The sequence below is a fragment of the Dokdonella ginsengisoli genome, from assembly GCF_042652785.1.
GTDB lineage: Bacteria > Pseudomonadota > Gammaproteobacteria > Xanthomonadales > Rhodanobacteraceae > Dokdonella_A > Dokdonella_A ginsengisoli.
In genome coordinates, this window is record NZ_JBHSHD010000019.1 from 1 (window position 1) to 21,078 (window position 21,078).

General features: G+C 68.7%; 19 protein-coding genes and 2 pseudogenes. 6 read left to right on the top strand and 15 right to left on the bottom strand.

What is annotated here, in order from left to right:
• A partial coding sequence (locus ACFO6Q_RS19705; RefSeq protein WP_380022907.1) for a hypothetical protein occupies window positions 1-198 on the bottom strand: 198 nt, incomplete at its 3' end.
• A gap of 331 nt (window positions 199-529) precedes the next feature.
• On the opposite strand from ACFO6Q_RS19705, the pseudogene ACFO6Q_RS20090 reads away from it, so the two are divergent.
• A pseudogene (locus tag ACFO6Q_RS20090) lies at window positions 530-682 on the top strand (transposase); the annotation flags it as partial.
• Between the two features lie 398 nt (window positions 683-1,080).
• A pseudogene (locus ACFO6Q_RS20095) lies at window positions 1,081-1,380 on the top strand (integrase core domain-containing protein); the annotation flags it as partial.
• Window positions 1,381-1,525: 145 nt separating this feature from the next.
• Here ACFO6Q_RS20095 and ACFO6Q_RS19715 read toward each other — a convergent pair.
• The 9 genes from ACFO6Q_RS19715 to ACFO6Q_RS19755 all read right to left on the bottom strand — a co-directional run bounded on the left by ACFO6Q_RS19715 (window position 1,526) and on the right by ACFO6Q_RS19755 (window position 11,122).
• On the bottom strand, window positions 1,526-3,679 hold the full coding sequence (locus tag ACFO6Q_RS19715; RefSeq protein WP_380022909.1) for a protein kinase domain-containing protein: 2,154 nt from the start codon (window positions 3,677-3,679) through the stop codon (window positions 1,526-1,528).
• The gene (locus tag ACFO6Q_RS19720) at window positions 3,676-4,233 is read right to left on the bottom strand and encodes an ECF-type sigma factor (protein WP_380022910.1); all 558 of its coding nucleotides are present in this window, start codon (window positions 4,231-4,233) and stop codon (window positions 3,676-3,678) included. The genes ACFO6Q_RS19715 and ACFO6Q_RS19720 overlap by 4 nt, the downstream gene beginning before the upstream one ends.
• 181 nt (window positions 4,234-4,414) lie before the next feature.
• Complete coding sequence (locus tag ACFO6Q_RS19725; protein ID WP_380022911.1) at window positions 4,415-6,070, bottom strand: choice-of-anchor J domain-containing protein; 1,656 nt, start codon at window positions 6,068-6,070, stop codon at window positions 4,415-4,417.
• Between the two features lie 273 nt (window positions 6,071-6,343).
• On the bottom strand, window positions 6,344-7,294 hold the full coding sequence (locus ACFO6Q_RS19730; RefSeq protein ID WP_380022912.1) for a fatty acid desaturase family protein: 951 nt from the start codon (window positions 7,292-7,294) through the stop codon (window positions 6,344-6,346).
• Window positions 7,291-7,806, bottom strand: a complete 516-nt coding sequence (tadA, locus tag ACFO6Q_RS19735) for a tRNA adenosine(34) deaminase TadA (RefSeq protein ID WP_380022914.1) — start codon at window positions 7,804-7,806, stop codon at window positions 7,291-7,293. The genes ACFO6Q_RS19730 and tadA overlap by 4 nt, the downstream gene beginning before the upstream one ends.
• Window positions 7,807-7,837: 31 nt before the next feature.
• The gene (locus ACFO6Q_RS19740; RefSeq protein WP_380022916.1) at window positions 7,838-8,314 is read right to left on the bottom strand and encodes a nuclear transport factor 2 family protein; all 477 of its coding nucleotides are present in this window, start codon (window positions 8,312-8,314) and stop codon (window positions 7,838-7,840) included.
• 89 nt (window positions 8,315-8,403) lie between these two features.
• Complete coding sequence (locus ACFO6Q_RS19745) at window positions 8,404-9,744, bottom strand: type II toxin-antitoxin system HipA family toxin (RefSeq protein ID WP_380022918.1); 1,341 nt, start codon at window positions 9,742-9,744, stop codon at window positions 8,404-8,406.
• Between the two features lies 1 nt (window position 9,745).
• Window positions 9,746-10,009: a helix-turn-helix domain-containing protein gene (locus ACFO6Q_RS19750; protein WP_380022919.1), complete on the bottom strand. Its 264-nt coding sequence runs from the start codon at window positions 10,007-10,009 to the stop codon at window positions 9,746-9,748.
• A 156-nt stretch (window positions 10,010-10,165) separates the two neighbouring features.
• Window positions 10,166-11,122: a LysR family transcriptional regulator gene (locus tag ACFO6Q_RS19755; protein ID WP_380022920.1), complete on the bottom strand. Its 957-nt coding sequence runs from the start codon at window positions 11,120-11,122 to the stop codon at window positions 10,166-10,168.
• Between the two features lie 77 nt (window positions 11,123-11,199).
• Between ACFO6Q_RS19755 and ACFO6Q_RS19760 the strand changes: the two genes are divergently transcribed.
• The 3 genes from ACFO6Q_RS19760 (at window position 11,200) to ACFO6Q_RS19770 (ending at window position 13,211) form a co-directional block, all read left to right on the top strand.
• Complete coding sequence (locus tag ACFO6Q_RS19760; RefSeq protein WP_380022921.1) at window positions 11,200-11,838, top strand: DsbA family protein; 639 nt, start codon at window positions 11,200-11,202, stop codon at window positions 11,836-11,838.
• A gap of 151 nt (window positions 11,839-11,989) precedes the next feature.
• Complete coding sequence (locus ACFO6Q_RS19765; RefSeq protein ID WP_380022923.1) at window positions 11,990-12,811, top strand: MBL fold metallo-hydrolase; 822 nt, start codon at window positions 11,990-11,992, stop codon at window positions 12,809-12,811.
• 4 nt (window positions 12,812-12,815) lie between these two features.
• Window positions 12,816-13,211: a nuclear transport factor 2 family protein gene (locus ACFO6Q_RS19770; protein ID WP_380022925.1), complete on the top strand. Its 396-nt coding sequence runs from the start codon at window positions 12,816-12,818 to the stop codon at window positions 13,209-13,211.
• 33 nt (window positions 13,212-13,244) lie between these two features.
• On the opposite strand, the gene guaA is transcribed toward ACFO6Q_RS19770, so the two are convergent.
• The 5 genes from guaA to ACFO6Q_RS19795 form a co-directional block, all read right to left on the bottom strand.
• A complete protein-coding gene (guaA, locus tag ACFO6Q_RS19775) occupies window positions 13,245-14,810 on the bottom strand; it encodes a glutamine-hydrolyzing GMP synthase (protein ID WP_380022926.1) in 1,566 nt (521 codons plus the stop codon).
• An 8-nt stretch (window positions 14,811-14,818) separates the two neighbouring features.
• Window positions 14,819-15,142 carry a 2OG-Fe(II) oxygenase gene (locus ACFO6Q_RS19780; protein WP_380022927.1) on the bottom strand — a complete coding sequence of 108 codons (324 nt, stop codon included), beginning with the start codon at window positions 15,140-15,142 and terminating at the stop codon, window positions 14,819-14,821.
• A gap of 88 nt (window positions 15,143-15,230) precedes the next feature.
• Window positions 15,231-16,691, bottom strand: a complete 1,461-nt coding sequence (guaB, locus tag ACFO6Q_RS19785) for an IMP dehydrogenase (protein ID WP_380022928.1) — start codon at window positions 16,689-16,691, stop codon at window positions 15,231-15,233.
• Window positions 16,692-16,722: 31 nt separating this feature from the next.
• On the bottom strand, window positions 16,723-17,484 hold the full coding sequence (locus tag ACFO6Q_RS19790) for a pseudouridine synthase (protein ID WP_380022929.1): 762 nt from the start codon (window positions 17,482-17,484) through the stop codon (window positions 16,723-16,725).
• A gap of 176 nt (window positions 17,485-17,660) precedes the next feature.
• A complete protein-coding gene (locus tag ACFO6Q_RS19795) occupies window positions 17,661-18,233 on the bottom strand; it encodes an ECF-type sigma factor (protein ID WP_380022931.1) in 573 nt (190 codons plus the stop codon).
• Window positions 18,234-18,347: 114 nt separating this feature from the next.
• Between ACFO6Q_RS19795 and ACFO6Q_RS19800 the strand changes: the two genes are divergently transcribed.
• The gene (locus tag ACFO6Q_RS19800; RefSeq protein ID WP_380022932.1) at window positions 18,348-21,071 is read left to right on the top strand and encodes a protein kinase domain-containing protein; all 2,724 of its coding nucleotides are present in this window, start codon (window positions 18,348-18,350) and stop codon (window positions 21,069-21,071) included.
• Window positions 21,072-21,078: the final 7 nt, after the last annotated feature.

Here is a 21,078-nt window from a genome sequence, read left to right on the forward strand (position 1 = left end):
ATTGGAAGCGCCCTCGACGGCGTCGCGCAATGCGCTTTCGCTGCACGTGGTGACCGAGAGGGTCGAGCCGATGCGGGCCGCAGCCGGTGCGTGCGCATGCGCGTCATGTGCAAGCGGAGCGGTGGTGAACATGGTGGCGAGCGCCGCCACCAATGGCCGCTTCGGAAACGAGCGGTGAACGCTTCCAGTCGCGTGCATGGGAGTCTCGACGAGGCGGCGCAGGCGCCACATCGTACGCCCATCGCAGCCCTCGCGCCCCGGTCGTTGCAAGGAGGGCTCCAAGTACCGCGCGCTCATGCATCCGGCCAAGCGTTCCTGATAGCGTGGATGCCGAAGAGATTCGCGCTGAGGTTGGTACGTCGCTATTGGTCTGAGCGCCCGAGCGTTGCCGCCCGTTCCTTCTCCATGAGAATACGTAGCGCTTCGTGCTCTCGCTCCCAGTACTCCAGATGTTCGAAGCCGTGACCTGAGACGTTTCGTGTAGCCAATCGGTATGTGAGTTCTCTTACCCTACGGCAAGGAGAACTCGATGAAAAAGCGGCACAGCGAAGAACAGATCATCCGCATCTTGCGCGAAGCGGAACGCGGCGAGACCTCGATCCGCGAGGTCTGCCGCCAGCACAACATCATCGAACAGACGCTCTACCGCTGGCGCAACAAGTACGGCGGGATGGATGTGCCGGACGCACGTCGCCTGAAGGACCTCGAAGCGGAGAACGCCAAGCTCAAGCGACTGGTGGCCGAACAGATGCTGGTGATTGATGGGCTGAAGGAATTCAGCCAAAAAAATGACGGCCCCGTCGGGACGACGGCAGGCGCTCGCGCACCTGACTCGCCGGGGCGTATCGCAACGCAGGGCCTGTCGCTATCTGGGCCTGAGCCGTCGGGTCGCCGGCTACGTCCTGCGGCAACCGGACAAGGATCGCGTGCTCGGCGATCGGTTGATCGGTGCCGCGCAGGAGGTGCCGCGCTTCGGCTACCGGCGCATGGCGGCATCGACTTCGTGCACGATCAGCTCGTCGACGGCCGCGTGCTCAAGCTCCTGTGCGTTGCCGACGAATACACGCGCGAGTATCTGGCGAGTTCACTGCCGCCAAGGTCATGCGCTGGTTGCGCGATCAGGCCATCGGGCCGGCCTTCATCGCGCCGGGAAGTCCTTGGCAGAACGGCATCGGCGAGAGCTTCAACAGCAAGCTGCGCGACGAACTGCTCAACCGTGAGTGGTTCCGCAGCCGCGCCGAGGCGCGTGTGCTGATCGAACGATGGCGGCGGTTCTACAACGAGCGACGACCCCACAGCGCCCATCGCTATCAGCCGCCGGCGACGGTGCGCCGAGCGTGGCGCGAAACGGCCAACATGACCCTCGGACTCACATCCTGATTGGCTACAAAAAACCGACGCAGGTCAGCTCCATGCCGCGTGCGACTTCCGGGGCGCCGCCGGCGCGGAACCGTCGGCACGCCACCGGCCGATGTCCGCAACGTCCAATCCGGTGAATCCTTCGCCGGCAATCGTGCGCATCGGATCATTTCCGGGAGAGCTCGTCGCATGAAGGCAGCGCCGTGTGCGAGCGGCGCGATTGCAAGACCGTCGCGGCTTCCTCGCACCGTCCCGACTTCGCCAGCGTCATGGCGAGCTTGAGTGTCCGCTGGCCCGTGTCCGCGACCTGCGCGTGTCGCCCGCCGTCGTTGCGGGCGAGCATCCGGCGGTACCACGTCTCGGCGGACGTCAGGTCGCCTCGCGTCATCGCGACATCGCCCAGCATCTCCAATGCGTCGACGCTGCTGACGTCGTTCTCCGGAGGCAGCGCTTCGTTGATTTCCAGTGCCCGCAGCAAGGCCGGAACCGCCGCATCGTAGGCCTCCCGATGGATCGCGATCGATCCCTTCTGGATCAGCAGGACGGCATAGGGCGAAGACTGCTCCCCGTACAGGTCACCCGTCGCGGTCAGCGCCTCGTCCATGAGTTCGATGGCAGCGGCATGCTGCCCGTCGTGGTCGAGCGCCGATGCCATGATCGCCTGCGCCTTGAGCGTGTAGGGATGACGGATGCCTTGATGCTCCTTCGCCAGCGCCAGCGCTTCGGAGAGGAGCGGCATCGCGTCTTGATGGTGGGAGGTATCCAGCAGCTCCTGGCCCAGGGTCAGGATGTCGACGGTGGTCGCCGGATCGCCGACGGGCAAGGCGCTGCGCGCGTGATCCACGGCTTTGCGCAAACGGCGCAGCTTGCCGTCCGTATCGCCGCGCGCGCCGTCGCGCGTGGCCTGTGCGTGCAGGATGCGGTTGTAGAGCCCGGCGGACTCCGACCCGGCGCGTGCCGCGTCCTTTTCCACCAGCGCACTCGCACGGGCGAGCAGCACGTCCGCTCGCTGCCCCTCGGTCTGCCCGATCGCCATCGCCAGGAGCCAGCAGCGGCGAGCAAACTGCAAGGCCGGTGCGCCGGTTTCCTCGGCGACGGCAACGGCCCGCTCCAGCAGCGGCGCCGCATGATGATTGTCGTCCAGCTTCAGATAGACGACGCCCAGCGTCGTCAGCAATTCGCCCATGACCTCCGGTTCGGACTGCAACTCGATGCCGATCCGCTCCGCTCCCATCGACAGCAGCTCATCTGCATCAGGCTTTCGGCCGTGATTGGCGGCGGGATCGGCCTGCTCGAACAGGCTCGCCAGAAATCCGCTGACGTGACGGGCCGTCGTGGCCTCGCGTTCGGCGCGTACGCGCGCGTGCTCGAGCCGCCAGAGAAAGGCGACCACCATTGCACACACGAGCGCAGCAGCGGCCGTGATCCCGACGACGGCGGCCCGCCGCCGCCGAATCAACCGGCCGACCCGGTACGCCACGCCGCCGGCACGAGCCGAGACCGGACGCCGGGCCAGATAGGCGCGCACGTCGGCTCGCAGACTCTCGACGGTCGGGTAGCGCGCCTCGGGCTGATCGGCCACCGCGCGCCGGCAAATGGCCGCGAGATCCGCATCCGGCCGGGTCGTGCCGAGCACGGTTTCGAGCAATCGTCCCAGCTGGTAGACGTCCTGCAAGACGCCCGCCGGCTCGCCGCGGACCTGCTCCGGGCTGGCATACGCCGGCGTGGCGGCCGTCCGGGCGGGCGTGTCGATCGCCTCGTCGAGCGCGGCCGCGATGCCGAAATCGAGAAGCTTCGGCGCACCCGTGACGTCGACCAGAATGTTCGACGGCTTGATGTCACGGTGAACGACGAGTCGCGCATGCGCATGCACGACGGCGCTGCACACGACCTCGAAGAGGGCGACGCGCTGGCGTGCGTCGAGCTCCGCGCGCCGGCAATAGTGGTCGATGCGCTCGCCCTCGACCCGTTCCATGGCGAACCAGAGCAACCCGCTTTCGCTGCTCCCGCCGTCGAGCAGGCGCGCGATGTTGGGGTGGATCAGGCGCGCCAGGAGCTTTCGTTCGCGCACCAGCAGTGCTTCGGCGGTGGCCGGCTCCGCCTGGGGTGCGATCACCTTCAGCGCGACTTCCTGCTCGAACGCCCCGTCGGCTCGCTCGGCCAGATAGACGACACCGAGTCCGCCGTGGCCGAGTCGACGAAGGACACGAAACGGGCCGACCCGGCTGCCGGGCTGAAGCAGAGCCGGATCATCGGCGAGCATGGAGGCGACGAGGCGGCTTCGAAGCGCGCCGCCGGGCTCGAAGGTCAGCGTGTTCACGGCGATTCCAGGATGTGCGCGAGGCGCTCGCGCGCCTGCGACCACAACCATTGGACGGTCCGCAACGGGATTCCAACCGTGTCCGAGGTTTCGGGTTCCGTCATGCCGGCGAAGAACCGGCATTCGATGACGCGGACCATGTCCGCGTGTTCGGCCGCCAGTCGGTCAAGCGCCTGGTCGAGCGCGACGAACCGGTTGGCTTCCTCTCCGATCTCCTCGTCGACCAGGCCCATGTCGACCCGTTGCTGGTTGCCGCCCCGCTTCTCGGCGGCACGCTCGCGCGCGTACGCGCAGATCACCTGGCGCATGATGCGCGCGGTCAGCGCGAAGAAATGGCGACGTTCTTCCGGGATTCCTTCGCCCGCCTCGGCGACGCGCACGTACCACTCGTTGACCAGTCCGGTCGTATTGAGCGTGGGCATCGTCGCCCCCTGCGCCAGCTGGCGCCGCGCCAGTCGCTTGATGTCGGCATAGTGCCGCCGCAGAAGGCGCTCCCACGCGTCGCGCTCGCCGGCGCGCGCGCGCGCCAGCAGCGCGGTGATCTCCTCTTGCACGGGCGGGTTCGCTGCGACCATCGACCCCGACCATAGTGTTGGCGCACGCGACCGCTGTCCAGACGGCTCGCCGCCCGGCGGCGCGGCGGATCGCAACGATGGAGTGCGCCGGGCATCCGATACCCCGCCGCCGTGTCGACCGCGGGGTGTCGTCGAGGTGACGACGTTCATCGATGTCGCGTCACTGCACGACTCCGGGTGCGCCGTTGGCCGTATCCGCGAGGTGGACCACCATGAGCAGATGCGTGTCGGGCACGTACGGGGACATGTCGGTCGGCTGAGTCGGATCGAGAACGGGATCGGTCACGTCTATCGAGCACGTCTGCGACACCGGAAAGGCGATGTAGCTCGGTCCGGTCTGCGGCGCCGTGTTGGAGCCCATGAAAAAGTCCCCGCCGTACGGCCCTGCGGACACCTCGACGACGAGATCCGCCGTACCCGCATCCGGAATGGCGCCGGTGACCTCGGCCCGCTTGACGGTGCCGTCCTCATCGACGCCGACGGCGACGACCGACGAGCCGACGAGGGTCATGTTCTCCCACCTGAGCTCGGCCCCGCGTGGGATCGAGTGCAGCCTCACGCCGACGTTCTGGTTGCTGCGCGTGACATCGATGCCGAAGTCGACCGCGGCGACGTGAACCGCGCCCGACAATCCGTGCTGGCCTGCCAGGTCGAACCGACGCAGCCACGAAGTCGGTCCCTGATAGCAGGATGGCGTGATGTCGTTGACGATCTGGGTGGTGTCGGCGTTCTGCGTGATCGCGAGCGGGTCGATCGCGCCTTCGAACGCGTTCGCGAACAGCTTGTCGTGACGAAGCGGGCACCGGTCCACGCCGTGCAGCGCGACGCTGTCGATCGCCGCGACGGTCCCGTTGTGTCCGACGCCCGCGAAATAGTCCTCCACGTCGGTGACGTGGTACTGGAACGCGATGCGCCCACTGCCCGACTCCGGCAGGTCCTCGATGTCGAAGCGCGTCCAGTCGATCGGATAGCCGTTCTCGCCGGTCGGGTCGATCGCCTGCACCAGGTTCGGATTGATCGCGAGCAGCGGACTGCCGAAATCGCCGGTGTCGTCCGGACCGCTGCCGACGTCGGTGCACGGATCTCCGCTGCACAGGCGCACGTACAGCCGGTCCGGCCATCCGCTCGTGGACCAGATGGAGCGCGTGTAGAAGCTCAGCGACGCCCCCGGCTGGAAATCGATGCGCGGCGTCAGCAGCCAGGTGCTCGCCGTGTTGCCGCCGCCGTCGGGCGCTGCGCCGCCTGCACTGAGATGGTTGGCGGCGACGTACGACCCCGGCCGGCCCGACTGCGATCCGAAGCCGTAGGTGTCGATGCCGTAGTTCCAGTTGAGCGCCAGAACACCGCCAAACGGCGGGTCGCCGCTGCTGTTGACCTGCACGTGCCAGCCGTCCACGGCGAGCAGCTCGGGCACGTCGTCGAAGTCCTCCTCGCACGCCGGGTCCTCCCTGCCGGCGAGGATGGGGACCGTGCGACCGTCTGCGGTGAGTCCGGGCGAGAGTGGATGGGATGACGCGGTGCCGGCGCCGGCGATGCCCGCGACAAGAAGGATCGCGCCGAGAAGACGGCTGGACATGCGTTGGTTTCCTCGAATGGGATGAGATGCGGTCCCGCGCTGCCGGAATGCCGCATGTAACGGATGAGTCCTTCTCAGCGAATGCTCCCCTTCCCATGTCATAGGCAGGATGGCGGACAATCCCGCAAGGAGTCCCGCGCCGTTCCCGCGGAAGAATCCCGCTCCTTCCGCCGCGCCACTCCATCCCCGGCGTCCGCCGCTCCCGGTCGCGAGCGACGGCGCGTCGTCTTCCGACTCCATGCCGTCCGCTCGGGATACGTTCGCCCGGGCCGTCGGACAGGGCGACGGCCTCACGGTCGAGTTCTCTTCCGCCATGGCATGACACTTCGCATGCCCCAGGATGGGCTTGGTCCAGTGTCCGCACCTGTGGGGCCACATGATGCGCGGGGCGCGACGATCGATCGCGGATTCGGCGCTCGCGTCACGCTCTGCAATGGCACGTGGCGCGACGATCCGGCGGACTTCTGCGTTTCCGCGTGGCGCGCGCGCTCCGCGCCGCGACGGAACCGTTGCTCAGCGCAACGGCGAAGGAACGTCCATCGGCGGCGCGTCGCCGACCGCGACCGGGCCGCGCCACTGGCGCAGCACGCCGCGCACGAACGACACGTCGCCGGGCTGGAACGTGCTCGCTTCGGGCAGCGCCACCCACGGCAGGTTCGGGTTCTGGTGGTGCGTGCGGTGCAGCGGGAAGTTCAGCAGCACGCGATGCAGCCAGCGCGGCGCGGTCAGGTTGAGCGCGTGGTCGCGCTGCTCCAGCGGCGTGGCGTGGTGCGGCGCGTGATCGAACTGGGAGGCCAGGAATGCGCGGATCGCGAGGAAGCCGACGACCAGCCAGGCGCGGCTGCCGTACAAGGCGATCGCCGAGCCGTACAGCGCCAGCACGCAGAGCGAGTCGATGCGCATCTCGCGCACGCCCTGCGCGGCGAGCAGGTCGCGCTCGAGCATCGTCGCCATGCCGGCGCTGCCGTCGGGCAGGTCCGGGCAGGCCCGGCGCAGCGGCGGCAGCAGCAGCGAGCGCGGCAGCCAGCAGGCCAGCAGCACGGCGAGCTCGGCGGCGTACAGGCCGAACGTGATGCGCACGTAGTGCGCCACGTAGGCGAACCAGCGCGGCTGCTCGGCCGGATCGTAGACCTCGTCGCGGCCCCACGGCGTGCGGTTGTAGCGATGATGGCGCAGATGCGCGAAGCGCAGCGCGCGCAGCGGCGCACCGAACGCGATCGCCAGCACGCGGCCGCCGAGCTGGTTCCAGCGCCGCTGCGGCAGCAGCAGGCCGTGGATCGCCTCGTGCACCAGCGCCCACAGGGTCGGGCTCAGCAGCGCCACAGCGGCCAGCGCCGCCGCGGCCCACGCCGTCGGCAGCGGCAGCAGCGGCAACGCGAGCAGCACCAGCAGGTGCAGGCCGAGCAGCACGCTGCCGAGGACAACGTTCAGGCGCGCGGGTATGCGCGACGACGCAAGCTTCATGCAGGCCCCTGTGAACAGCGCTCGGCGGAACGTCGCGTGCGGAAGAAGCCGGTCAGCAGCTCGGCGGCTTCCTCACGCAGCACGCCCGGCGTCAGCGCGACGCGGTGATTGTGCCGTTCGTCGAGCAGGATGTCGAAGACGCTGCCGGCCGCGCCGGTCTTCGGATCGGCCGCGCCGTAGATCACCCGCGCGATGCGCGCGTGGATGATCGCGCCGGCGCACATCGCGCACGGTTCCAGCGTGGCGTACAGCTCGGCGCCGAGCAGGCGATGGTTGCCCAGCCGCCGCCCGGCCTCGCGCAGCGCGACGATTTCCGCGTGCGCGCTCGGATCGTGCGCGCCGATGTTGCGGTTCCAGCCGGAGCCGACGATTTCGCCGCCGAGCACCACCACCGCGCCGACCGGCACTTCGCCCTCGGCTTCGGCGCGGCGCGCGCACTCCAGCGCGCGGGCCATCCAGTAGCGGTCGCGCTCGTCCGCATCGGGCGGCGGCAGTTCGGCGGAAACGTCCATGCGCAAGGATAACGGAACGGCTGCGTGCAACTCAGAAACCCAGCTCGCCGAGGCCGGGATGGTCGTCCGGGCGGCGGCCCAGCGGCCAGTGGTAGCGCCGCTCGGACTCGCGGATCGGCGCGTCGTTGATGCTCGCCAGGCGGCGGCGCATCAGTCCGTTCTCGTCGAACTCCCAGTTCTCGTTGCCGTAGGAACGGAACCAGTTGCCGCTGTCGTCGTGCCATTCGTAGGCGAAGCGCACCGCGATGCGATTCTCGCGGAAGCTCCACAGTTCCTTGATGAGGCGGTAGTCGAGCTCGCGCTGCCACTTGCGCGTGAGGAACGCGACGATCGCCTCGCGCCCCTGCAGGAACTCGGCACGATTGCGCCAATAGCTGTCGACGGTGTAGGCCAGCGCGACCTTTTCGGGATCGCGGCCGTTCCAGCCGTCCTCGGCGAGGCGCACCTTCTGCGTCGCCGTCTCGAGCGTGAAGGGAGGCAGTGGCGGGCGCTGCGCGGTCATCGGCATTCTCCTGGAGCGCGCGGTCGCGCCGCGCGGCGGTAGTCTACGTGGAAGGCGGCGAGGACGAGGCCGATGCGTTGCCGCACTCGCACCGGCTAGGCCGCCATTCCCTCGAGCGCGGCCGCCGCCTGCTCCAGGCCGCGCAGGACCGTCTCGGCGACGCGCGGGGAAAAATCGTCCGGCAGCTCCGCCCGCACTTGGGCAATCGCCGCCGGCGTGCGCGCCAGGATTTCCTCGATGACCGGCTCGGCCGTCGGCGCGTAGCCGACCTTGCGCGCAGTGTCGTTGAAATGCCGGCGCCGGATGCCGTGCATGGCGTAGTGCCGGTTCTTGCCGAGCAGGGCCATCGCCAGCTTGACGTCGTACGGCGACCACTGGTTCGGCCCCTCGCCCAGCACCGGATAGGCCGACATCACGTCGTACAGGCGCGTCAGGCGGAAACGGCCGCGCGGCAGGAGGCGCAGGCTGAAGTTCTTGGCGTGTCCGTCCGGCGCGCGCAGCAGCCAGAACAGGACCTGCGCGGCCATCAGCGTCTTCATGTCGGCCGCCGCGTCCACCGACTGGCGCAGCGTGGTGAACAGGGCGCGCAGGCCCGGCCCACCCTCGTTCTCGTACTTGCGCAGCGGCGAACACCCCTCGACCTGGCAGAAGTCCTCCTGCGGCAGCCGCATGAGCCAGCGTCCGTCGGGCGCGACGCGCCGGTCGAAGCGCTCGACCACCAGCACGCGCTGCCGGCCGAAGCGCGCGATGCGGGCGTCGGCGACGTCGAGCCCGTAGGCCTTCAGCAGCCGCAGGCACAGCCATTCGTTGTCGACCGAGGTCGTGAAATCAGCCTGCCGCCCGCCCATCAGGCCGAGCGGAAGCTTGAAGATGTGGCTGGTCGGCGTGGCGCCGCGCGGCGCGTGCCACCGTCCGTTCCACCACAGGAACGCGGTCTTCTCCTGCGCGCCGGCCAGCGAAATGCGGAAATCCGCATCCGGATCGCCGGCGGCGCCGAATGCGCGCGGCGAAACCGTCTCGATCAGATGCCGCTCGACGTCCTCCTCCGACAGCGCGATGCCTTCGATGCGATCGAAACCCTCCGGGCTTTCGTCCTCCGCCAGCAGTTGCACCGCTCCGATGCACTCGCGGCCGACGGCCTGCAGCAGAGCGAAGGAATCAGTTGAGCCGGTGCGGAAGCGCTCGGCCACGCGGCGGCGGATCGCGTCGCTGTCGGGCAGCAGGTTGTCGAAGTAGTTGGCGACCCTCTCGCCCTTCAGCGGCAGGTTCTGCAGGTTGAACGGCAGCGACAGCGACAGCGGCCGGCCGGCGTCGGAGGCGACCCACTCCGCGTCGTAGTGCAGCTCCGTCTCGCCACGCGCCGGAATCGTCCAGCGCCCGACGCGGACGCCGTTGGTCCACACGGACAGGCTGCGGCTGTGCGACCGGCGGCCCACGTCACCAGTCCGCCGGGCCGCCGGAAGAAGATGCCGATGCGCCGCGCGTTCCGACGGCCAGTTCCAGGCCGAGCGCCGCGCACCAGGCCAGCAGCTGCTCCACGCTCAGTTCCCCGGCGTGCAGCTCCAGATGGGAAACCCGCGACTGGCTGAGCCCGATGCGGCCGGCCAGCTCCGCCTGGGTCCAACCCTGCGCCTTGCGGGCGGCCTGCAGGGTCGAGCCGAGCTGTGCGGCCGTGAGCAGGATCTGGGGGCGTGGCGACATGGCGCTTACCTGGAATTCGAGTAAAAGAAAATTACCCGAATAAAAGATATTCGTCAAATATCGGAAATCCAGCTATCCACACTGATTGGTCAGGCTTGCAGCCGTTGATCCCGGAAGCGTTCCGTTCGCAACGGCGCCTGCCGGGGTTGCCGGTGTCTACACAGTGGGCCCATTGAGGGCCTGCCGTTGCTGCTCCCTGTCCGCCAACAAATCAACGAAAGCCCGAACCTTCACCGGGCGAAAGCGCGCCGCCGGAAACACCGCATGGATGCCGCCGGAAGGCAAACGCCACTGCGGCAGCACATGGATGAGGCGCCCCGCGGTCAGATCCTCTTCAACCGCGAAGTCCGGGAGGACAGACAGTCCCATGCCGTGACATACGGCTCCGCGCACGGCAAGCGTCGCGTCGAGAAAGACGGATGCTTGCACGGTCACGTCTTGGCGTTCGATCTCGTTGAGCGAGAAGTCCCAGTGCAGGTGATCACGCAATGCAGTGTTGGCGACAAACGGAAGCTTGGCGATGTCTTCCGGTTTGGCGAGTTGCGCGAGTTGCGGCGCCATGGCGGGTGACGCCACGAGCAATTGCCGGAAGGTGCCGATCCTGCGCGCCTGCAACCCGGTCTCTGCCAGCCAGCCGACCCGAATCGCCAGTTCGATGTTGCCGGACATGATGTCGAGCGTCTGGTCGCTCAGGATCGCGTCGACTTTGCATGCACGATAGCGCTGCATGAAGGCGGCGATGACCGGCACGACGACGCCGACCCCATAGTCGAACGGGGCTGTCAGCCGCAAGGTGCCGGACGGCTCTGCCGATCCCTCGGCCAATTCGTCGAAGGCATCCTCGGCTTCGCGCAGGATCATGGCGCAGCGCAGGTAGAAGGCCTGCCCGGTTTCGGTAGGCTGTACCTTGCGCGTGGTGCGAACCAGCAGCGAAGTCCGGAACTCGCTCTCCAGCCGGGCGACCTGCTGGCTGACCACCGCCTTGGTGATGCCCAGGCGCTGTGCTGCCGCTGTGAAAGAGCCGGTCTCCACGACGGCCGCGAAATAGGTCAGTCGCCTCAGGTTGCCAAGCCCTCCCAAGCTGTTCTCGGCGAGATTGTATGTTTTTAACATACGTTTCGTTTATCACGTGTGTATTTAACAGTCAATCGATGATGCCTACCATGAGTCCATCACGAATAAGGACGCCCATGGACAAGACCCTGCACTATCTGTTCGACCCGCTGTGTGGCTGGTGCTATGGCGCGGCGCCCGCCGTTTCCGGGCTGCTGGAATCTGGCGGCGTCAGTCTTGAGCTGCTGCCGACAGGCCTGTTCTCCGGCGAAGGCGCGAGGCCACTGGACGATGCCTTCGCGGCTTACGCGTGGTCCAACGACCAGCGCATCGAACGTCTGACCGGGCAACGCTTTTCCGAGAAGTATCGCGACCGGATTCTTGGCGACCGCCGGCAACTGTTCGACAGCGGTCCGGCCACGGTGGCATTGACCGCCGTGTCGCTGACCGAGCCCGCGCGAGAACTCGAAGCGCTCGAGGCGATCCAGCATGCACGCTATGTGGACGGCAACGACGTCATCTCGCTGGCGACCTTGGCCGATCTGCTCAGGGCGCTTGGCCTTGACGACGCGGCCGCGAAGCTTTCACACCCCGATGCGGAGCTGCTCGGAGCCAACCAGGCGCGGATGAGCCGCGCCCAGGCGCTGATGCGGGAATTCGGTGCCCGTGGAGTGCCTACCCTGATCGTCGGATCCGGCGCCAAGCGCCAGCTGCTCGATCACGCTGCCGCCTATTCCAACCCGCGGGCGCTGATCAGTCAGTTGGAAGCGGCCTGAGCAACCCAAACCCACCGCCGGTCTTGTTCCGACAAGCCCTGTCCATTCAACCTTGAAGAAAGCGGACCCCATGTCAACGACGCGAAGAGACGCAATCAAAACTGTAGCCGCCGCGGCTGTCGCGACGGCCTTCCCAGGAGTGAAAACCGCCATGGCTGCGACGACCCAGCTGACCTGGAAACACTTCCCCGCCGGCGAGAACGGCTTCTTCCGTGCCCCGGTGCTGATTTCCGGCGCGCGCGAAGCCGTCCTGCTCGATGGCGGCTTCACGCTGCCCGATGGCAAGGCACTCGCCGAAGCCATCAAGGCCACCGGCAAGAAGCTCACCGCCATCTACATCAGCCAGAGCGATCCCGATTACTACTTCAGCCTTGCGCCCATCAAGGCCGCATTTCCCGAAGCCAAGGTGATCGCCGCATCGGCCACGATCGCGGCCATCAAGGCCAATGTGGAGAAGAAGCTGGCGACCTGGGGTCCGCAGCTCAAGGAAAACGGCCCACAAGTCCTGGCAGACGTCGTGATGCCCGAAGCCTTCGACGGCAGGGCCCTCACCCTGGAAGGGCAGACCCTTGAGATCGTCGATGCCGAAGGTCTGGAGAACCGGCGCTACATCTGGGCGCCCTCGCTCAATGCCGTTTTCGGCGGTGTGCTGCTGTTCTCCGGCGTTCACGTCTGGACGGCCGACATGCAGGGTGCGCCAGCACGTGCAGCATGGATCAAGACGCTCGACGCCATCGCTGCGCGCAAGCCTGCCGTGGTAGTCCCCGGCCATTTGGTGCCCAGCGCCGCGACCGACGCAACGGCGGTTCGCTACACCCGCGACTATCTCGCGGCGTTCGAGGAAGAGCTTGCCAAGGCCGCTGACAGCGCCGCGCTGATCGCCGCCATGACCAAGCGCTATCCGAACGCGGGCATGGGCGTGGCACTGCAGATCGGGGCCAAGGTCGCCAAGGGCGAGATGAAGTGGGGTTGAGGCGATGACGACCAACATCGACATCGTTCGCGCCCACTACGCGGCGTCGGCGCAGGGGGACATCGAGAAGATGATGGCCTGCGTGTCGCCACAGGTGCGCTGGACCGAGATGGCCGGCTTTCCCTGCGCAGGCACATGGGTAGGATCGCAAGCCGTGGCCGACAACGTCTTTGCCGTTCTGGGCAGGGACTGGATTGGCTATCGCTTTGAACTGCAAAGCCTCATCGACGGAGGCGACCAGATCGTCGGGGTGGGAACCTACCACGGCACCTTCCGCGCCACGGGCAAGGCAATGCAGGCTCGTGTGGCCCACGTCTGGAAGTTGCAGGACGGCCAGATCGTGGCTTTCGAGCAATTCACCGACACGCTGTTCGTCAACCGGGCGATGCAAGACGCCTAGTTCTTCCGGAGCAATTGCCTCGTCGACCGGATTTCACTCCCACTCGATCGTCGCCGGCGGCTTGCCGCTGATGTCGTAAACCACGCGAGAAATGTTCGGTATCTCGTTGATGATCCGGCTGGAAACGGTGCCGAGAAAATCGTAGGGCAGATGCGCCCAGTGGGCGGTCATGAAGTCGATCGTCTCCACCGCGCGCAGCGCGACCACCCACTCGTAGGCGCGCGCGTCGCCGACCACGCCGACCGACTTCACCGGCAGGAACACGGCGAAGGCCTGGCTGGTGCGGTCGTAGAGATCGGCCTTGCGCAGCTCCTCGATGAAGATCGCGTCGGCGCGGGCGAGGATCTGCGCGTACTCGCGGCGGACTTCGCCGAGGATGCGCACGCCCAGGCCCGGGCCGGGGAACGGATGGCGATAGACCATGCTGCGCGGCAGGCCGAGTTCGACGCCGATGCGGCGCACCTCGTCCTTGAACAGCTCGCGCAGCGGCTCGACCAGCTTGAGCTTCATCTGCTCCGGCAGGCCGCCGACGTTGTGATGCGACTTGATCACGTGCGCCTTGCCGGTCTTGCTGCCGGCGGACTCGATCACGTCGGGGTAGATTGTGCCCTGCGCCAGCCACTTCACGCCTTCGAGCTTGTGCGCTTCCTCGTCGAACACCTCGACGAACAGGCGGCCGATGATCTTGCGCTTGGCTTCGGGATCGGTGACGCCGGCGAGCGCGGCGTAGTAGCGGTCGGCAGCGTTCACGCGGATCACGTTCACGCCCATGTGCTCGGCGAACATGTCCATGACCTGGTCGCCTTCCTGCCAGCGCAGCAGGCCCGTATCGACGAAGACGCAGGTCAGGCGGTCGCCGATCGCGCGATGCAGCAGCGCGGCGACCACCGAGGAATCGACGCCGCCGGACAGCGCCAGCAGCACGCGGTCCTCGCCGACCTGCTCGCGCACGCGCGCGATCTGGTCCTCGATGATATGCGCCGCGGTCCACAGCGTCGCGCAGCCGCAGATCTCGGTGACGAAGCGCTGCAGCAGCGCCGTGCCCTGCCTGGTGTGCGTGACCTCCGGATGGAACTGCACGCCGTACCAGCGCCTGTCCTCGTTCGCCATCGCCGCGACCGGGATGCGCTCGGTCTTCGCCGTCACGACGAAGCCCGGCGGCGCGGCGGCGACGTGGTCGCCGTGGCTCATCCAGACGTCGAGCGCCTGCGCCGGCGCATGGTCGGTCAGGCCGTGCAGCAGCCGGTCCTGCGCGACGATCTCGACGCGCGCGTGGCCGAACTCGCGCGCGTCGGCCGCCTCGGTCGCGCCCCCGAGCTGCGCGGCTAGGGTCTGCATGCCGTAGCAGATGCCCAGGATCGGCAGACCGCTGTCGAACACCGCCTGCGGCGCCACGGGTGCACCTTCCAGCGTGGTCGATTCCGGACCGCCGGACAGGATGATGCCCTTCGCGCCGAAGCGGGCGATCTCGGCCGGGTCGTGATCCCAGGCCCAGATTTCGCAGTACACGCCGATCTCGCGGATGCGTCGTGCGATCAGCTGCGTGTACTGCGCGCCGAAGTCGAGGATGAGGATCTTGTCGGTGTGGATGTTCGGCATGGACATGGTCAGGAGGAGCGCGGTCGGCGAGCGGAAAGGGAATCGGAACGGCGCACCCAGCCGATGCTGAGCACGTAGCGCGTGCCGCGGACGACGCGGGTGACGCTGTGTTCGCAGGCGTCCGGGCGGAACAGCTTGATGCGCCGGCTGGCGAAGATCGGGGCTGCGCAGACGAATTCGCCGCCCTCCTGCGCGCGCCATATCACGACGTTGCAACGGAAGTGGCGTCCGATCGAGACCGGGTCGGTATGCGGTGCGATCTCGCTGCCCGTCCGGAACCGCAGCACGTAGACGTCGAACGGCAACGGCCACATCGACTGCAACAGCAGCATCTTGTCGTACCCCGACCGCTGCCTGCCCGCGCGCCAGCGGAAGGCAGCGCTCAGGTACTGGCGAAGCGGAGAGGTCGGTTTCAGGCGGCTAGTCCGGACGGTAGTTCGGCGGTTCCTTGGTGATCGCGACGTCGTGCACGTGCGACTCGCGCATGCCGGCCGAGGTGATGCGCACGAACTGCGGCTTGGTGCGCATGTCCTCGACCGTCGCGCAGCCGACGTAGCCCATCGCCGCGCGCAGGCCGCCGCTGAGCTGATGGACGATGTTGCGCAGCGGGCCGCGGTACGGCACGCGCCCCTCGATGCCTTCCGGCACGAGCTTGTCGGCGTCGCCTTCGTCGTCCTGGAAATAACGGTCCTTCGAGCCTTTCTGCATCGCGCCGAGGGAGCCCATGCCGCGGTAGCTCTTGTAGCTGCGGCCCTGATACAGCTCCACCTCGCCGGGTGCCTCCTCGGTGCCGGCGAACAGGCCGCCGATCATCACGCAGTCCGCGCCGGCGGCCAGCGCCTTGGCGATGTCGCCGGAGTAGCGGATGCCGCCGTCGGCGATCAGCGCGATGCCGCTGCCCTGCAGCGCGGTCGCGACCATGTCCACCGCCGACACCTGCGGCACGCCGACGCCGGCGATCACGCGCGTGGTGCAGATCGAGCCGGGGCCGATGCCGACCTTGACCGCGTCCGCGCCGGCGTCGGCCAGCGCCTTCGCCGCGTCGCCGGTGACGATGTTGCCGGCGATCAGGTCGATCTTCGGGAAGTTCGTGCGCACCCAGCGCACGCGCTCGATCACGCCGGAGGAATGGCCGTGCGCGGTGTCGACGATCAGCGCGTCGACGCCGGCCTCGACCAGCGCCGCGACGCGCTGCTCGGTGTCACCGGCGACGCCGACGGCCGCGCCGACGCGCAGGCGCTCGCGGTCGTCCTTGCAGGCATTGGGATTGTCGCGCGCCTTCTGGATGTCCTTGACGGTGATCAGACCGCGCAGGCGGAACGCGTCGTCGACCACCAGCACCTTCTCGATGCGGTGCCGGTGCAGCAGGGCGAGCACCTCGTCGTCCTCGGCGCCCTCCTTCACCGTCACCAGGCGCTCCTTGCGCGTCATGATGTTCTTGACCGGATCCTCCGGCTTCTTCTCGAAGCGCAGGTCGCGGTTGGTGACGATGCCGACCAGCTGCTCGCCGTCGACGACGGGCACGCCGGAGATGTTGTTCGCGCGCGTGATCTGCATGACCTCGCGGATCGAGGTCTGCGGCCCGACGGTGACCGGATCGCGGATCACGCCGGCCTCGAACTTCTTCACCAGCCGCACTTCGGCGGCCTGGCGTTCGATCGACATGTTCTTGTGGATGATGCCGATGCCGCCGCACTGCGCCATCGTGATGGCCAGGCGCGCTTCGGTCACCGTGTCCATCGCGGCGGACACGATCGGCAGGTTGAGGCGGATGTTGCGGGTGAGACGGGCGCCTAGGTCCACGTCGCGCGGCAGCACGGCGGAGAACGCGGGGACCAGGGAGACGTCGTCGAAGGTGAGAGCTTCGGAGAGTATGCGCATGCCGTATTTTACAGACTGCGCGGCCGCCTCGCTACTCGTGGGCGGCGGCTGCGGCCGGATGCCGCAACGCGACGTCGTCGGCCGGCAGCGCCCCGCTCCACCCGAAAGTGCCCAGCAGGCGCTGCCAGCTGTCGTCCAGCGGAGCCTCGAACCGCAGCGGCGCCTGTGTCGCCGGATGCACGACTTCCAGCCGCCAGGCGTGCAGCAGCAGCCGGTGCACGCCGTAGTGCTGGCGGATCAGGCGGTTGTGATCGCCGCGGCCGTGGCTGGTGTCACCGAGCAGATGGTGCGAGACGTGATGGAAATGGCGGCGGATCTGCCGATAGCGGCCGGTCTGCGGCTGCACCTCAAGCAAGGCGTAGCGCTGCTGCGCGTAGCGCCCGGAGGCGATCGGCACCTCGACCGTCGCCAGCCGACGCCAGCGCGTCAGCGCCGGTTTCGCCTCGCCGCGCAGGCTGGAACCGGACAGCGGGTAGTCGATCTCGCCCTGCTCCGCCGGCCAGCCGCGCACCACCGCGAGATAGGACTTGCCCACCGTGCGCGCCATCAGCTGGCGGCCGAGTTCTGCGGCGATTTCCTGCGACCGCGCGACCAGCAGCACGCCGCTGGTCGCGCGATCCAGCCGGTGCACGGCGTGCAGGCGGCCGTCGACCTGCAGACGCAGGCGGTCGATCAGGTAATCCTCGTCCTCGCCGACCAGGCGGCTGCGGTGCACCGCCAGCGAGTGCGGCTTGTTCACGGCGACGAGGTGCTCGTCGAGATGCAGGAGCTGCAGCGGGGCGGGAACGCTCATCGCGGAAGTCTAGCGGCAATGCCAACCGCGCTTGCAGGGATGATCCCTGCGCCTGCGCTTTCGCGTAGGTGGAAACGATCCGTCTCCGACGAGGCTTCTTCGTGCCGCCCGCCGCCATCCCTCCCACCGCCCGTCTTTCCCGCGCCGCCGCCGGCGTTCCGCCGCGGCGGGGAAGCTCAGGCGGCGTCGAGTTCCTTCTGCAGGAAGGCTTTCGCCGCGCGCGTGTCGCGCTTGACCGTCGGTTCGGACACGCCGAGCAGCTCGGCGATGTCCTTGACCTCCAGGCCGGCGAAGAAGCGCAGCTCGACGACCTGCACCAGCCGCTCGTCGAGGCCGGCCAGCTTCTGCAGTGCGCGATCCATGCCGACCAGTTGCTCGGCCTGCGCGTCGACCGGCAGCGGCATCCCTTCGAGGGCTTCGAGCGGAACGTGCTCGGCGCCGCCGCCGCGCCGCCCGGCCAGATGCGCGCGGGCGTAGTCGATGACCACCTGGCGCATTGCGCGCGCGGCGGTGGCGAAAAAATGCACGCGGCTTTCGAACACGCCGCCGCTGCCGTGGAAGAGCTTCAGGTACGCCTCGTTGACCAGGGCTCGCGTGTTCAGCGTATCGCCGCGGCGGTGGCGGGCGAGCTCGGACCGCGCGATGCGCAGGAGGTCCTCGTAGACCAGCGCTAGCGCGCGCTCGCGCGCGGCCGGATCGTCCGCGCCGGCCGCGATCGCCCGGGTCAGGTCCGCTGGAGTGTCGACCATGGCAATGTCCTCTGTGCACCCGCTGCGGCGAGGCGCGGCTCCGTTCGCGAGGAACGAAAGCGCCGCCGTGCAATGTATAGAATGCCTCAAAGCAGGGGAATCCCGGAGCCGATGATGGATGCCGAACGCTGGCGCCGCGCGCGCGCACTGTTCGACCAGCTGGCCGACGCGTCGGCGTCGGACTGGGACGCGCGGCTGGCCGAGGCCTGCCCCGACGACGCGGAGGTGCGCGACGAAGCGCTCGCGCTGCTGCGCGCCGACCGCACCGCGACCTCCGGAGGCGCACTGGCCCAGGCGGCACCACAGATCATCGCCGGACTGGCCGAGCAGATCGGCTCGGAGGAAGCCGCCGCCGCGACCGCGCACGCCGGATTGCGGCTCGGCCCGTTCCGCCTGGTGCGCCAGATCGGCAGCGGCGGCATGGGTGCGGTCTGGCTGTGCGAGCGCGTCGAGGGCGGTTTCTCGCAGACGGTCGCGATCAAGCTGATCCGCAGCGGCTGGGACGCCGCCGACACGCAGCGGCGCTTCCTCGCCGAGCGGCAGATCCTGGCCGGCCTGCAGCACCCCAACATCGCGCATCTGATCGACGGCGGCGTCACCGCCGACGGCAAGCCGTGGCTGGCGCTGGAATACGTCGACGGCGAAAGCCTGCTCGACTGGTGCGACGGGCACCGCCTCGGCATCGCCGAACGCCTGCGCCTGTTCCGGGTCGTCTGCGACGCCGTCGCGCACGCGCACCAGCGCCTGGTCGTGCACCGCGACCTGAAGCCGTCGAACATCCTGGTCGGCCGCGACGGCGTGGTGAAGCTGCTCGACTTCGGCATCGCCAAGCTGCTCGATCGCGCCGGCGAGGAAACCGCGACGCGCATGTTCACGCCCGACTACGCCGCGCCGGAACAGATCCGCGGCGAGCCGATCACGACCGCGGTCGACGTCTACGCGCTCGGCCTGCTGCTGTACGAGCTGCTGACCGGACGGCGGCCGCGCGAGGCCCGCGCGAACGGCGAAGCGGAACCGCCTCGCCCGAGCGCCACCACGCTGCGCGACGGAAAGGAATCAGACGCCGGACAGCTGGCGGCGCGACGCGGACTGGCGCCCGGCACGCTGCGGCGGCGCCTGCAGGGCGACCTCGACGCGATCGTGATGAAGGCGCTGCGCGGCGAGCCGGAGCAGCGCTACGCCAGCGTCGGCGAATTCGCCGCCGACGTGGAACGCCACCTGCGCGACCGCCCGGTGCGTGCGCGCCGCGATGGCTGGAGCTATCGCACCGGGCGCTTCGTGAGGCGGCATCGCTGGGCGCTGGCGGCATCGGCCGCCGGCGTGCTCGCGCTCGCCGCCGGACTCGCTGTCGCCTTGTGGCAGGGACGCGAGGCCGCCGCGCAGCGCGACATCGCCTTGCGCGAAGCGGAGACCGCGCACCGCACCGTCGACGTGCTGGTCGGCGTGTTCAAGGCAGCCAATCCGGGTTCGCATCCGGGCGAAACCGTCACGCCGGCCGACCTGCTCGCTGAGGGCGAGCGCGAGGTCCGGCGCAAGCTCGGCGCGCAGCCGGTGCAGCGCGCGGCCCTGCTCGAAGCGCTGGGCCGCGCCCGCAACGGCCTGGGCACGCCCACCCAGGCGCAGCCGCTGCTCGAGGAGGCGCTGGCGCTGCGCACCGCCGGCGACGATCGCCTGGCCGAAGCCAGCGTGCGCCTGGCGCTGAGCGCGACGCGCAGCCGCCTGAACCGCAGCGACGACAGCCTGGCCGAAGCCGAGCGCGCCTACGCGCTCAGCGACGACGACTCGCGCCAAGCGGCCGAGCTGCGCGCCACCGCGGACCTGCACGCCGGCATCGAGCTGGCGAACCTCGACCGCTGGGCCGAAGCCGAGCCGCGGCTGCGCCGCAGCGCGAAGACGCGCGCGCTGCTGTTCGGCGAGGACAGCGAGCCGTACTGGCAGGTGCTGATCCCGCTGAGCTTCAACCTCTCCGCGCAGCAGCGGGCGGACGAGGCGCTGGCCCTGCTCGACCCGGCCTGGAACGCGATCGTCGCGCGCACCGAGCCGGGCGACTGGCAGCGCGGCTACCTGCTCGACGCCCGCGCCTATGCGCTCAATCGCAGCGGCCGCTACGCCGACGCGGTCGCCCTGCATCGCGAAGCGCTGGCGGCCAGCGAGCGCATCTACGGCAACGATCACCCGGACTACTACAGCATCCTGTCCAACCTCGGTTTGTCGCTGTACCAGAACGGCGAGATGGAGGAAGCGGCGCAGGTCCTCGGCCGCGTCATCGAGTGGCGCACCGCGAACCCCAAGCGCAAGCAGCTGCTGCGGCCGGACAAGCAGTTGCGCGCCCACGCCCTTGCGCTGGACGCCTCCGGCCAGAGCGAAAAAGCGATCGAGGTGCTGCAGCGCATGCAACGGGAGCGCGAGCAGATCGACGGCGTTTCGGCGGCGGAAAAGGCGGAAGCCTGGCTGCTGCTGGCGCGTGCGCAACGGCACGCCGGCCGCCACGCCGACGCGGAGGCGTCGCTCGCCACCTATTTCGCGCAGGTCGACGGCCAGGAGGCTCAGGCTGCAGGATTGATCGAGCGCAGCTGGCTGGCGCTCGACCGAGGCAGCGCCGGAGAGAGCTGCGCTGACGCCGCCCAGGCCGTCGAGCTGCGCGGAACCACGTCCAAACCGGCCGATCGCCTGCACGCGCAGGCCACCCTGGCGGCCTGCTGGATCCAGATCGGCCAGCGCTCGCGCGCGCGGCCGCTGATCGACGCGCTGTCCGCACCCGAGCTCCCGGCGCTGGCGCCGAGCCAGCGCGAGGCCGTCGACGCTGCGCTCGCGCGCTGGCGCCAACGGAACTCCTGACGCGCAC